Raw genomic sequence first — 13211 nt, 5'->3', positions numbered from 1 at the left:
TCGTTACGTCTTATTTTTATTAGGTTTGGCGCTTTTTATTCTTGTTATGCCATAGAGATAGCAGAACCCGTGCCAACTTTATAAAGTCTTTTAGAATCAATGAGTTAATTTTTGTGTGCGATTTGGCCTACGGCGAATGCCACAAAATATGTTCCCGTGTTACTCGATGTGTAGCGGTGCGGTAACACATCGTCACGGATCGGTTACTCACTGTGTGCTACGCACCTTGGCCACACGCGAACCGGTGGGGCGGCCCAGCACTGTGCAGATCTGTTGGCCGGCCCGGATCAGTTGCTCCAGGTCGATGCCCGTGTGGATCCCCAGCCCATCGAGCAGGTACACCACGTCCTCGGTGGCGACGTTACCGCTGGCGCCCTTGGCGTAGGGGCAGCCGCCGAGGCCCGCGATAGAGCTGTCGAACACATTGATCCCTTCCAACAGGCTGGCGTAGACATTGGCGATCGCCTGCCCATACGTGTCGTGGAAGTGCCCCGCCAACTTGTCCCGCGGTACCTGCGCACCCACCACCTCGAACAGCCGCCGCGTGGCGCCGGCCGTGCCGGTGCCGATGGTGTCGCCCAGGGACACTTCATAGCAGCCCATGGCATACAGCTCACGAGCCACTGCCGCCACTTGCTCCGGGGCGACCGCGCCTTCGTACGGGCAACCCAGCACACAGGACACATAGCCACGCACACTGATGCCGTGCTGCTTGGCCGCCGCCATGATCGGCGCAAAACGCTCCAGGCTTTCGCTGATGGAGCAGTTGATATTGCGCTGGGAAAACGCCTCGGAGGATGCCGCAAACACTGCGACTTCCTTCACGCCGGCCGCCAGCGCGTCTTCAAACCCGCGCAGGTTCGGTGCCAACGCGCCATAGGTGACACCGGGCTTGCGCTGGATCTGCGCAAACACCTCAGCGGAACCGGCCATCTGTGGCACCCATTTGGGCGAGACGAAACTGCCCACCTCGATATAGCCCAGGCCGGCGGCACTCAGGGCGTCCACCAACTGCACCTTGTCGGCCACGCTGATGGGTTGGGCTTCGTTCTGCAAACCGTCGCGCGGGCCGACTTCGACCAGGCGCACGTGGGAGGGGAGGGACATGGCAACTACCTTCTGTTCAATGGCCAGCCTGGCCTTGGATGGTCTCGGCCAGGGCCTGGGTGCAGCGCTCTTCGGCGGTGTCCAGTTCCAGCTTCATTTGTTCGATATCCAGCAACTGTTGCTCCAACTGTTCACGGCGTTCGGCGATCTTCGCCAGCATGCTGTTGAGCTGGATATGGTTGCCGCTGGCGGGGTCGTAGAGTTCGATCAATTCACGGCACTCGGCCAGGGAAAAACCGATGCGCTTGCCACGCAGGATCAGCTTCAGGCTGACCTTGTCCCGCGCCGAGTAGATGCGTTCCTGGCCTCGGCGTTCCGGGGCCAGCAGGCCTTGTTCTTCATAGAAGCGAATGGCGCGGGTGGTGATGTCGAGCTCGCGGGCGAGGTCGGAGATGCTGTAGGTCGTGCTCATGGGGGCGCTCAAGAAGGTCTTGGCGTTAAGCTAATGGCAGGTTGACGTGAACGTCAAGGGCCGCTGCGCAGCCCATCGGGGGCAAGCCCCCTCCCACAGGGGAGGCTTTTCACCCTCAGGCCTGCTGTTTATCCAGCTTCTTTTCGTGAGCCGTGACTTGCTGGCACAACTCGATCATTTGCTCACGCATCCAGCGGTTGGCCGGGTCCTGGTCGGTGCTTTCGTGCCAGTACAGGTGGGTTTCCACCGGCGGCACGTCATTGACCGGCAGGTTGAACCAGTGCAGGTCATGACGGCGGGCGAAGCGTTCGGGCACGGTCATCACCATGTCGGTCTGCTGCAACACTTGGGAGGCCATCAGGTAATGCTGGGAGCGCAGGGCAATCTTGCGCTGGATGCCCATCTTGCCCAGGGCCAGGTCGACATGGCCCAGGCCATTTCGGCGGCTGGAGATATGGATATGGGTCAGCGACAGGTAGTCATCCAAGGTGAATTTGTCCTTGCCCGCCATGGGATGGCCCTTGCGCATGGCACAGACGTAGCGGTCTTCCATCAGCTTGACGTGGCGCACCTGCGGGTCGGTGTTGAGCGGCGCGTCCACGGCAAAATCCAGGCGCCCGGCGGCCAGTTCCTTGGTGGTTTCGCGGCGCTTGGACAGGAAACTCTCGATCACCACCGTCGGTGCCAGGCGGCGCAGACGCTGGAACAGCAACGGCAGGATCACCGCCTCGGTGAGGTCGGTCATGCTGATGCGATAGGTCTTGGCCGCCTGCTGAGGGTTGAAAATCCGGCTTTCCTGCACCGACACCCGCAGCAATGACAACGCATTGCGCACCGGACCGATGATGTTCTGCGCCATCGGCGTGGGCACCATGCCTTGGGCTGTGCGCACGAACAGCGGGTCGTTGAAGGTCTCGCGCAAGCGGGCCAGAGCGTTGGATACCGCTGGTTGGGTAATGCCGACAATCTGCCCGGCGCGGGTCAGGTTGGCTTCGGTGTAGATCGCGTCAAAGACGATGAAGAGGTTGAGGTCGACCTTGCTCAGATTCATTTCGTTGCGCTCTTATTGTTAGGTGGCCATACGTCGATCATATATCGGTGATGAATGTTAATACACGCCGAGAATAGGCTAGGTAAATTATCAACGCTGTTCTAGCATCGAATGCATGACCTAAACAACCTCTCCAAGAAGGGAGCTGCTCATGGATTTCGCCTATTCGCCCAAGGTTCAGGAACTGCGTGAACGCGTTACAGCGTTCATGGACGCTTACGTTTACCCGGCCGAGCCGGTGTTCGAACGCCAAGTCAGCGAAGGCGACCGCTGGCAGCCCACCGCGATCATGGAAGAGCTGAAGGCGAAAGCCAAAGCCGAGGGCCTGTGGAACCTGTTCCTGCCTGAATCCGAGCTGGGCGCCGGCCTGACCAACCTTGAATACGCGCCACTGGCCGAGATCATGGGCCGCTCGCTGCTGGGCCCGGAGCCGTTCAACTGCTCGGCCCCCGACACCGGCAACATGGAAGTGCTGGTGCGCTACGCCAACGAAGAGCAGAAACAACGCTGGCTCCAACCGCTGCTGCGCGGCGAAATCCGCTCGGCCTTCGCCATGACCGAGCCCGATGTGGCCTCCTCGGATGCCACCAACATGGCTGCCCGCGCCGAACGCCAGGGCGACGAGTGGGTGATCAACGGCAAGAAGTGGTGGACCTCCGGCGCCTGCGACCCGCGCTGCAAGATCCTGATCTTCATGGGCCTGAGCAATCCTGATGCACCGCGTCACCAGCAACACTCGATGATCCTGGTGCCGGTGGACGCCCCGGGGGTGAAAATTGTGCGCCCGCTGCCGGTGTTCGGTTACGACGACGCGCCCCATGGCCACGCCGAAGTGCTGTTCGACAATGTGCGCGTGCCGTATGAAAACGTGCTGCTCGGCGAAGGCCGTGGCTTTGAAATCGCCCAGGGTCGCCTTGGCCCGGGCCGCATCCACCACTGCATGCGCTCCATCGGCATGGCCGAGCGCGCACTGGAATTGATGTGCAAGCGCGCCGTCAGCCGCACCGCATTCGGCAAGCCATTGGCACGCCTGGGCGGCAATATCGACAAGATCGCCGACTCGCGCATGGAAATTGACATGGCGCGCCTGCTGACCTTGAAAGCGGCGTACATGATGGACACCGTGGGCAACAAAGTGGCGAAAAGCGAAATCGCCCAGATCAAGGTCGTGGCGCCGAATGTGGCGTTGAAAGTGATCGACCGCGCGATCCAGATTCATGGTGGCGCCGGGGTTTCCAACGACTTTCCGCTGGCCTACATGTACGCCATGCAACGTACCCTGCGCCTGGCCGACGGCCCGGACGAAGTGCACCGCGCGGCGATCGGCAAGTTCGAGATCGGCAAGTATGTGCCACGGGAGATGATGCGCAGCGGGCAGTAACACCGCGTCGCTTGCAATCGGGGGCAAGCCCCCTCCCACATTTTGATTTGGGAATACATTCAAAGTGTGGGAGGGGGCTTGCCCCCGATGAGGTCGGATCAGGCCCTGAAGATCCCACAGCCCTCAGTACACCCAAACCTCCACCCGCCGATTCTTGATCCGCCCTTCATCCGCGGTATTCGCCGCCACCGGCATCTGCGCGCCGAACCCGCGAATATCCCTCAGCACCACGCCGCTCTTGACCAATTCACGGCGCACCGCCATCGCCCGCAATTTCGACAGCAGCGCCGCGCGCTGCGGGTCACTCTTGGCATCGCCAAACCCTACCAGCGTCACCTGCTTGTCGAGCTTGTCGTGGCTTTTGATATAGGCCACCACGCGTTGCAGATCTTGACGCGCCTTGTTATCCAGGCTGGCGCTGCCTTCCTCGAAACGAAAATTCACCGTCAGGCGCTGGGCGTCGCGGGCGATCGCCTGATAGTCCTCGGGCATCGACGCGCGCGGCTCTACCCCAATCGCCTGCACCTGCTGTGCGATAAATCCGTTGGCCGCGACAATCGCCTGGCCTTTGCTGCTCTGGGTAAAGTCCACCAGCGCCTTGGCCCATGGATTACGTGTGGACGGTGGCAGGTAAAAGAACAGTCGTCGGGAGAGAGGGTAATCCTCCGTGGCGATTAGGCTGTTCAAGGGCAACATGGGTTGCGAGTCACCATCGACAATCGCCACCGCCTTGGCCTGACGCACATAGGGCAGGCCGATAAAGCCGATGCCATGGGGGTCACGGCTCACCGCGTCGGACAGTTGCTCGCTGGACTCGAAACGCTTGGCGGACGCCGCCAGGGGTTTGCCGCGCCGGCTCAGCACCAGTTCCTTGAAGGTGTCATAGGTACCGGACTGGTCATCGCGCGCGTACAGATTGATCGTCCCGCCGACACCGCCCAGGGCCTCCCAGGTACTGATTTCGCCATTGAAGATCTGCGCCAGTTGCTCGGTGTTCAGGGTGTCCAGCGGGTTGCGCGGATTGAGGATGATCGCCAGGCCGTCGATGGCGATGACCTGCTCGGCCTCAGGGCTTTTCAGGTCACCCAGGGGTTCGAGCTCCACCAGTTCACTGTCCTTGATCGGGCGGGATGAAGCTGCCAGGTCGGCGCTGGATTTTTTCAGCGCGACAAACCCGGTGCTGGAACCATGGGCCGCGACCTCTATGGTCACGACCTTGCCCTGGCGCGTCTTGCCGACGACCCGTTGTTCATTGGCGCCTTCGGCGGGTTCGCTGTGTACGCCTTGCAGCCCCTGCTGCTCCATCAAGCCCTTGACCAGTGCCGGCCCCAGCGCTGCGCCAATAGTGTTCGAGCCCTGGATGCGCAGGGCAGGGCCTTGGTCGGGAACGGGTAGAGGGGCAGCAACAGCCGAGAGGGAAAACGCGCTACACAACAGGAACAGAACGCGCAGCATCATGCCGGCACCTTCTCAAGCCAAAGGGAGTGCCGCGAGATTAAGTCAGTCAGGTTGCATAAATATGACTGGCATGCCGCCAATCAAACGGTGGGAGGGGCGGTGCGACGATTCGACAAGCCCGCTCGCCACAGGGGTTCAAGTTTGTCGTGCGACCGCGCTAAATCGGAGATTCATCGGGACCTCCCCCATTTGACCGAGTCCGGCCAGGGAATCAGCTCAGTTCCAACCAGATCGGCGCATGGTCAGACGGCTTCTCCAGGCCACGCAGATCGTAATCCACACCGGCATCCTTGACGCGCGGCAGCAAGCCATTGGAGGCCATGATCACGTCAATCCGCAGCCCACGCTTGGGCTCATCCTCGAACCCACGGCTGCGGTAGTCGAACCAGCTGAAACGGTCGGTCACATCGGGGTTGAGGTGACGGAAGCTGTCCACCAGGCCCCAGTTCTTCAGGCGGGCCATCCACTCGCGCTCTTCCGGCAGGAAGCTGCACTTGCCGGTTTTCAGCCAGCGCTTGGCGTTGTCGGCGCCGATGCCGATATCGCAGTCTTCCGGGGAAATATTCACGTCGCCCATCACCACTAGTGCCTGGTCATTGCTGAACTGGCTTTCCAGCAGCTGTTGCAGGTCTTCGTAGAAGCGCTGCTTGGCCGGGAACTTGGTCGGGTGGTCGCGGCTTTCGCCCTGAGGGAAGTAGCCGTTCATGATGGTCACCGGATGGCCATTTTCATCGGCGAAGGTGCCCCAGATAAAGCGGCGCTGGGCATCTTCTTCATCGCTGGCAAAGCCTTTGTGCACGCTCAAGGCTTCTTTGCGCGACAGCAGGGCCACGCCGTAGTGGCCTTTCTGGCCGTGGTAATACACGTGATAGCCCAGTGCCTGTACTTCGGCCAAGGGGAACTGGTCGTCATGCACCTTGGTTTCCTGCAGGCCAATCACGTCGGGTTGATGCTTTTCAATCAGCGCCGCCAGCTGATGGGGGCGAGCCCGCAGCCCGTTGATATTGAAGGAGACGATTTTCATGGTCGGCAGTCCAGTCTGGCAAAAGGGCGATGCTAGCGGACAAGTCGGACGGGGGCCAGCGTGGCGGTAGGACAGATGCACTGCTAATGTCTGGGAACGACTGGTGCCGCGTAAGTTCGTACTCATAAGAACGCCATCTTTTGAATGGCGCCCAGGGAGACTCACCGTATGCCTGACTCTTTAACCACCCTTGCTGAAGTTCGCTTGCTCAACAGCGACTATTCCCCCGAGGCCCGCTCCCTGCTGTATCAGGCGTATCGCCATGAGCCGACCTTTGCCTACATCTTCGAAGCCGAGCGCCCAGGCTATGAACAGCGGGTGCGCGCCACCGTGCGCGAACTGGTCAAGCAGCATTTCTTTCAGAAACTTCCCGCCATTGGCCTGTTCGTCAATGACCGGCTGATCGGCATCGCCTTGATCGCGCCGCCGCAACGGCGCCTGGGGATCACCGAAAGCTGGGCCTGGCAACTGCGCATGTGGCTGAGCACGGGTGTGCGTGGCACGCGGCGCTACCTTGATTACCATCATGCGGTGCTGGCATGCCTGCCCGCCGAATCGGTGCATGTGTTGCCGCTGCTGGGTATTCACCCACAGTTCCAGGGCAAGCATTACGGCGAACAGTTGCTGACGGCGGTGCACAACTGGTGTGCCGAGGACCCGCATTCGTCCGGTGTGGTGGTGGACACGGGGAATCCACGCTATCTGGATTTCTACCAGCGTCAGGGCTATGAGGAAATCGGCGAGGTTGCTGTAGGACCTGTCCTGGAACATGTGTTTTTTCACCCCAATCCCCAGGCGTTACAGGCTTCAATGGCTTAACGCAGAATTTTTCAGAATCATCTGTGTTCTAAGTTGCTCCCGAGGTCGTGTAGCATCCGCGCCTATGAAGTTTCCAGGAAGATTTACCAGCGGCTTGGTTCTGCTGTTCACAAGCTGCGGCGCGTTCGCGCAAAGCGAATTGGACGTACGGATCAAGCCAACGAACGATGCGCTGAAGGCCAATATCGAAGGTTATATCGGCGGGGTGGGCGATCGTGATGAAGAGGCCTTGCAACGGTTCAGCCGTGGCGCCGAGGAACAGGCGCGCAAAGCCGCCCAGGCGCTGGGGTTCTATCAGCCACGGATCGCAAGCGATGTGAAGGGCGGCAAGACTCCGCGCCTGATCCTCACCATCGACCCCGGCGAACCGGTGCATTTGCGCAACGTGACCATTCGGGTCGACGGCGAGGCCGCGAACCTCAAGGCGTTCCGCGTACCCGTCAGCGACGACCTAAAATCCGGCGCCGTGCTCAACCACGGCCACTACGAAGACGCCAAGCGTCTGATCCAGAACCAGGCCTCGCGCTACGGCTTTTTCAGCGGGCGCTTCACGCGCCAGACACTCTCGGTGGACCCCCAGGCGGGCGTCGCCGATATCGAACTGATCTATGACAGCGGCCCACGCTACACCTTGGGCAAGGTCAGCTTTGCCGGTGACACGCCGTTTGATGAAGAGCTGCTGCAACGCATGGTGCCGTTTAAAAATGGCACGCCCTACGACTCCGAACTGATCGCCGAACTCAACCAGGCCCTGCAATCCAGTGGCTTTTTTGAAGGCGTGCGCGTGGACGCCGCCCCGGCGGCTTCGGCCAATGATGTGATCCCGGTCGCCGTGCGACTGGAAACCCGCAAGCCGCGCACCATGGGCCTTGGCCTAGGGTATTCCACCGACGTCGGTCCACGGGGCAAAGCCAACTGGACCCGCCACTGGGTCAACCCCCAGGGCCACAGCTACGGCTGGGAAGCCGAACTGTCGGCACCGCGCCAGAACGTCGGGCTGTGGTACGACATTCCGCTCGACCCGCCGCTCACCGACAAACTGCGGTTTGCCGGCGGCTACCAGAATGAAGAACTGGCCAACACCGACACCCTGAGCAAGCTGCTCACCCTTGGCCCTGAATGGCACAGCAAGTTGCCCAGCGGCTGGACCCGGGTGATCTCCCTCAAATGGCAACGCGAAGAATATCGCCTGGGCGATGACTCGGGCCTGAGCAACCTGGTGATGCCGGGGATCAGCTATTCCTACCTGCGCAGCGATAACCGCATCGACCCGCACCATGGCTACCGCCTGATGTTCGATGCCAAGGTCGCCAAGGAAGGGCTCGGTTCCGATACCAACCTGCTTTACGGTACGGCCACGGTCAAGGGCCTGACCACCCTGTGGGACAATCATCGCTTCCTGGCACGGGCGCAGTTCGGTGGCAGCGCCACCAATGGCTACAAGTCGGTGCCGCCGTCGTTGCGCTTCTTCGCCGGTGGCGACCAGAGCGTGCGCGGCTATGAGTACCAGACCCTGTCGCCGGAAAACGACCAGGGCGACCGCATCGGTGGTCGCTACATGGTGGCCCTGAGCGCCGAGTACCAATATTCCATCGCCGAGAAATGGCGAATCGCGACCTTCGTCGACCAGGGCAACGCCTTCAACACCCTGGAAATCCCCAGCCTGAAAACCGGCGTCGGCGTCGGCGTACGGTGGGTCTCGCCGGTAGGACCGATCCGCCTGGACCTGGCCCATGCCTTGGAAGAACCGGGTGGGTTTCGTGTGCACTTTTCCATGGGGCCTGAGTTGTGATGCGAGGTTTGAAAATAGCGGGGCTGGCCATCGTTGCCTTTCTCGCCTTGATAGGGCTGGCGCTGTGGACGGTGCTCGGGACCCAGGCGGGCAGCCGTTGGGCCTTGGGCCACGTGCCGGGGCTGAGCGTGGAGAATTTCCAGGGGCGCCTGGGCGGCCAGTGGAGCGCCGATCATCTGCTGTGGCAGCAAGACAGCAGCCGTGTCGAACTCGACGCACCGAAGTTTGATTGGTCGCCTGCCTGCCTGCTGCGCCTGACCTTGTGCATCGATCGATTGGAGGTGGATCAAGCCAGCCTGCAATTCCCGCCCAGTACCGAGCAGAGCAGTGGCCCGATCACGCTGCCGGACCTGACGTTGCCCGTCGCCATCCAGTTGGGCGACGTTCGCGTCGGCCGGCTGCTGTTTAACGGCAGCGAACAACTCAAGGGCCTGCAACTGGCGGCGCATTGGACCGTCGCCGGTATGCAGATCGATACGGTGCACCTGCAACGGGACGACCTGGTGCTGGACCTGTCCGGCCTGCTGCAACCCACGGGCGACTGGCCGTTGACTGCCAGCGGCAACCTGAGCCTGCCTTATGCGCCAGGCGGTGCGCCGTGGAAGGTTGCGCTCAGACTCGACGGCGACCTGCTCAAGACCCTCAAGCTCGATGCCGACAGCAGTGGCTACCTGCCCGCCAAACTCAGTGGCGAACTGCAACCGCTGGTGGAGAACCTGCCAGCGCAGTTGCACATCACCGCCGATGGCTTCAAACCCAGTGCGGACTTGCCCGATACCCTGCAACTCAATCAACTCGACCTCACCGCCAAGGGCGACTTGAGCAGTGGTTACCAACTGCTGGGCAAAGCCATCCTGCCGGCGGAAAAAGGCCCGGTGGATTTATTGTTGCAAGGCACGGTCGATGCCAAGGGCGCGCAGATCGCCGGCCTGGATTTGACCGCCGGTGAGCAACAAAGCCTGAAACTCACGGCGCAGCTGGACTGGCAACAAGGTTTCAGCGCCGACGCGAAAATCGCTTGGCTGGATTTCCCCTGGCATCGCTTGTACCCGCTGGTCGACGAACCTCAGGTCGCGTTACGTACCTTTAACGGTGAAGTCTCCTATAAGGATGGCAACTACCTCGGCAACCTCAAGGCCGACCTCGACGGCCCGGCGGGCCGGTTCAATGTGGTCACGCCCTTCAGCGGCGATCTCAAGCAAGTGTTCCTGCCCGAGTTGAAACTGACCGCCGGCCAAGGCAAGGCCGAAGGCCACCTGAACCTGCAATTCGCCGACGGTATTGCCTGGGACACCGCACTGGACCTTTCGGCCCTGAACCCGGCGTACTGGGTCGGCGAATTGCCTGGCACCCTGGCGGGTCCGCTGCGCAGCAAAGGCGAATTCAAGAACGAGCAACTCAAGCTCAACGCCGACCTTGACCTCAAGGGCCGCCTGCGTGGCCAACCCGCCGTGCTGGCGGCCAAGGCCGAAGGCACAGGCGAGCAATGGACCTTGGCCAACCTGGATATCCGCTTGGGCGACAACCGCATCAACGGCAGCGGCAGCTTGCAACAACGCCTGGCCGGGCAGATCGATATCAGGCTGAGTCGCCTGGCCCAGCTGTGGCCGCAGCTACGTGGGCAGGTTAATGGCCGAATCGATGTGGCCGGTAGCCTCAAGGCGCCACAAGGCAAACTCGACCTCAAGGGCCAGCAATTGGCCTATGTCGATAATCGTCTGCAAAGCCTCACCCTCGACGCCACCCTCGATAGCGCCCAGCGCGCAAAGATCGACCTCAAGGGCAGTGGCATTCAAAGTGGCGACACCCAGGTCGGTACCCTGACCGCCAGCGCCCAAGGCGATATCCGGCGCCAGAGCGTCCAACTCGACCTGGCGGGACCGCTGCTCAAGCTGGCCCTGGCCCTCGACGGCAACCTCGACAACAGCAACTGGCGTGGGCGCCTCGCGAGCGGCGAGGTGCAGGCCGGTGGCCAGGACTGGAAGCTGCAGGCCCCGGCGAAAATCGAACGCCTGGCCGACGGCAAACTGACCTTCGCGGCCCACTGCTGGGTGTCCGGTGCAGCCAGCCTGTGCGGTGAAGACCAGCGCCTGATGCCCGAGCCGAAGCTGCGCTACCACCTCAAGCAATTCCCCATCGACAGCCTGGCGGCCTTTTTGCCGAAAGATTTCGCCTGGCAAGGCAAGCTCAACGCCGACGTTCAGCTTGACCTGCCCGGCAGTGGCCCCAAGGGCGTGGTCTCGGTGGATGCCAGCGGCGGCACCTTGCGTGTCAAGGATAAGGACCAGTGGCTGGATTTTCCCTACGACACCTTGAAGCTGGAAACCACCCTCAACCCCAAGCGTATCGACACCCAGCTCAACTTCCAGGGCGGCAAGCTCGGCGAGTTGCTGTTGCAGGCGCAGATCAACCCGTTGCCGAAAAACAAACCGATCACCGGCAATTTCAGCCTCACGGGCCTCGACCTCGCGGTGGCGCGCCCGTTTGTGCCGATGGTGGAAAAACTCACCGGCAAGCTCAACGGCAGCGGACGGATCTCCGGTGGACTGTTGGCGCCGCAGGTCAACGGCAACGTGAATCTGGTGGGTGGTGAAGTGTCCGGGCCTGAGCTGCCCGTCAGCCTCGAGGGCTTGAATGTGCAGGCGTTGATTGCCGGCGAAAGCGTGCAACTCAACGGCGCCTGGCGCAGCGGCAAGGCCGGGCAGGGCAGCCTGAAGGGGCAGATCGACTGGGGTCAGGCGCTGGCGGTGGACCTCAGCCTGCAGGGCTCGCAACTGCCGGTCACCGTAGAGCCCTACGCCGCGTTGGAAGTGGCGCCTGACCTGAAGATCAGCTTGAAGAACGACAAGCTGGCGATTGCCGGCAAGGTGCATATCCCTCGTGGCGATATCACCGTGCGCGAACTGCCGCCTTCGACGGTCAAGGTCTCCGATGACACGGTGATCGTTGGCCGCCAGACCGAGGAGGGCAAGCCGCCGATGGCGATGGCCATGGACATCGATGTCGTGGTGGGTGAAGAGCAGCTCAACTTCTCGGGCTTCGGCCTGACCGCCAAGGTTCAGGGGCATGTGCATATCGGCGACAACCTCGACACCCGGGGCGAACTGTGGCTCAACGATGGTCGCTATCGCGCCTATGGGCAACGGCTCACGGTGCGCCGCGCGCGCCTGTTGTTCGCCGGGCCCCTGGATCAACCGTTCCTCGATATTGAAGCGGTACGGGTCACCACCGAGCCGTCCAGGACCGTAACCGCCGGTATTCGCTTGAGTGGCAGTGCCGAACAGCCGACCACGCAGATCTTCTCCGAGCCGGCAATGGCCCAGGAGGACGCCCTGTCCTACCTGGTGCTGGGACGTTCGCGTACCACCACCGGCGAAGACAACAATATGCTTGCGCAAGCAGCGTTGGGCCTGGGCCTGATGGGTAGTGCCGGGGTGACCTCGGATATTGCCAATAAACTTGGCATCCAGGATTTCGACCTCGACACCCAGGGCAGCGGCAACAACACTGCCGTGGTCGCCAGCGGCAAGATCACCGAGAAACTCAGCCTGCGCTATGGCGTGGGGGTGTTCGAACCGGCCAACACCATCGCCTTGCGCTACCTGTTGAGCAAGAAGGTGTACCTGGAAGTGGCCAGCGGCGTCGCCAGTTCCCTGGATATCTTCTACAAGCGCGATTTCTGAGTCCTGCTCGGTCAAAAAAGGTAGGGGCGGCGACTCAGCGGGGGCAAGCGGACTTGTTGTGGCGAGCGGGCTTGTTGTGGTGAGCGGGCTTGCCCCGCGTTGGGCTGCGCAGCAGCCCCAAAACCAGGCTCCGCGGTGTGTCAGTAAAAAACACATCGCCTGTAATGGGGCCGCTTCGCGCCCCAACGCGGGGCAAGCCCGCTCGCCACAACAAGCCCGCTTGCCACAGTAAGCCCGCTCGCCACAGTTACAGTGTTCGCCTTTAACTGACTGGCATTAAGACTAGCCCGCTCTCCACAGGGATTCCACTTTGCTGTGTGACAGCGCCAAATCGGAGATTGGGTGGGACCACCCAACCCACAGGTTTGACCGCATTTCCCCCCGACCGCCAGCCAATTACTAAGCAAGCTAATTATTTAATTTGACATTCGCTGCCTAAGCAGTAACATCTCGTCATACATTAACTGCCTAGGCAGTAATAAGG

The 13211-nt window shown here is 61.5% G+C and carries 9 protein-coding genes; 4 read left to right on the top strand and 5 right to left on the bottom strand.

The window, feature by feature from the left end:
- Nucleotides 1–207 precede the first annotated feature (207 nt).
- The 3 genes from A7317_RS18450 to A7317_RS18440 form a co-directional block, all read right to left on the bottom strand.
- Complete coding sequence (locus A7317_RS18450) at nt 208–1107, bottom strand: hydroxymethylglutaryl-CoA lyase (RefSeq protein ID WP_069076532.1); 900 nt, start codon at nt 1105–1107, stop codon at nt 208–210.
- A gap of 16 nt (nt 1108–1123) precedes the next feature.
- Nucleotides 1124–1519: a MerR family transcriptional regulator gene (locus tag A7317_RS18445; protein WP_024076239.1), complete on the bottom strand. Its 396-nt coding sequence runs from the start codon at nt 1517–1519 to the stop codon at nt 1124–1126.
- 115 nt (nt 1520–1634) lie between these two features.
- Entirely contained in the window at nt 1635–2570 is a 936-nt protein-coding gene (locus A7317_RS18440) for a LysR family transcriptional regulator (RefSeq protein ID WP_024076238.1), read from the bottom strand.
- A 151-nt stretch (nt 2571–2721) separates the two neighbouring features.
- Between A7317_RS18440 and A7317_RS18435 the strand changes: the two genes are divergently transcribed.
- Nucleotides 2722–3951 carry an acyl-CoA dehydrogenase gene (locus A7317_RS18435; RefSeq protein WP_024076237.1) on the top strand — a complete coding sequence of 410 codons (1230 nt, stop codon included), beginning with the start codon at nt 2722–2724 and terminating at the stop codon, nt 3949–3951.
- A gap of 123 nt (nt 3952–4074) precedes the next feature.
- Here the strand turns inward: A7317_RS18435 and A7317_RS18430 are convergent, their stop codons facing one another.
- Nucleotides 4075–5409 carry a substrate-binding domain-containing protein gene (locus A7317_RS18430; protein WP_024076236.1) on the bottom strand — a complete coding sequence of 445 codons (1335 nt, stop codon included), beginning with the start codon at nt 5407–5409 and terminating at the stop codon, nt 4075–4077.
- A 211-nt stretch (nt 5410–5620) separates the two neighbouring features.
- On the bottom strand, nt 5621–6433 hold the full coding sequence (gene xthA, locus A7317_RS18425; RefSeq protein WP_024076235.1) for an exodeoxyribonuclease III: 813 nt from the start codon (nt 6431–6433) through the stop codon (nt 5621–5623).
- Between the two features lie 168 nt (nt 6434–6601).
- Between xthA and A7317_RS18420 the strand changes: the two genes are divergently transcribed.
- The 3 genes from A7317_RS18420 (at nt 6602) to A7317_RS18410 (ending at nt 12727) form a co-directional block, all read left to right on the top strand.
- The gene (locus A7317_RS18420) at nt 6602–7252 is read left to right on the top strand and encodes a GNAT family N-acetyltransferase (RefSeq protein ID WP_069076531.1); all 651 of its coding nucleotides are present in this window, start codon (nt 6602–6604) and stop codon (nt 7250–7252) included.
- 64 nt (nt 7253–7316) lie between these two features.
- Nucleotides 7317–9044 carry an autotransporter assembly complex protein TamA gene (locus A7317_RS18415; RefSeq protein ID WP_024076233.1) on the top strand — a complete coding sequence of 576 codons (1728 nt, stop codon included), beginning with the start codon at nt 7317–7319 and terminating at the stop codon, nt 9042–9044.
- Nucleotides 9044–12727: a translocation/assembly module TamB domain-containing protein gene (locus A7317_RS18410; protein ID WP_069076530.1), complete on the top strand. Its 3684-nt coding sequence runs from the start codon at nt 9044–9046 to the stop codon at nt 12725–12727. Before A7317_RS18415 ends, A7317_RS18410 begins: the two co-directional genes overlap by 1 nt.
- Nucleotides 12728–13211 lie beyond the last annotated feature (484 nt).

This window comes from Pseudomonas fluorescens, assembly GCF_001708445.1.
Lineage (GTDB): Bacteria > Pseudomonadota > Gammaproteobacteria > Pseudomonadales > Pseudomonadaceae > Aquipseudomonas > Aquipseudomonas gorinensis.
The sequence above is the reverse complement of the archived record's forward strand: the minus strand, read 5'-3'. Positions and strand labels throughout refer to the sequence as shown.

Bases quoted from the DNA above. Each gene is read 5' to 3' on its own strand.
- A7317_RS18450 (WP_069076532.1), bottom strand. From the start codon at position 1,107: ATGTCCCTCCCCTCCCACGTGCGCCTGGTCGAAGTCGGCCCGCGCGAC.
- A7317_RS18445 (WP_024076239.1), bottom strand. From the start codon at position 1,519: ATGAGCACGACCTACAGCATCTCCGACCTCGCCCGCGAGCTCGACATC.
- A7317_RS18440 (WP_024076238.1), bottom strand. From the start codon at position 2,570: ATGAATCTGAGCAAGGTCGACCTCAACCTCTTCATCGTCTTTGACGCG.
- A7317_RS18435 (WP_024076237.1), top strand. From the start codon at position 2,722: ATGGATTTCGCCTATTCGCCCAAGGTTCAGGAACTGCGTGAACGCGTT.
- A7317_RS18430 (WP_024076236.1), bottom strand. From the start codon at position 5,409: ATGATGCTGCGCGTTCTGTTCCTGTTGTGTAGCGCGTTTTCCCTCTCG.
- xthA (WP_024076235.1), bottom strand. From the start codon at position 6,433: ATGAAAATCGTCTCCTTCAATATCAACGGGCTGCGGGCTCGCCCCCAT.
- A7317_RS18420 (WP_069076531.1), top strand. From the start codon at position 6,602: ATGCCTGACTCTTTAACCACCCTTGCTGAAGTTCGCTTGCTCAACAGC.
- A7317_RS18415 (WP_024076233.1), top strand. From the start codon at position 7,317: ATGAAGTTTCCAGGAAGATTTACCAGCGGCTTGGTTCTGCTGTTCACA.
- A7317_RS18410 (WP_069076530.1), top strand. From the start codon at position 9,044: ATGCGAGGTTTGAAAATAGCGGGGCTGGCCATCGTTGCCTTTCTCGCC.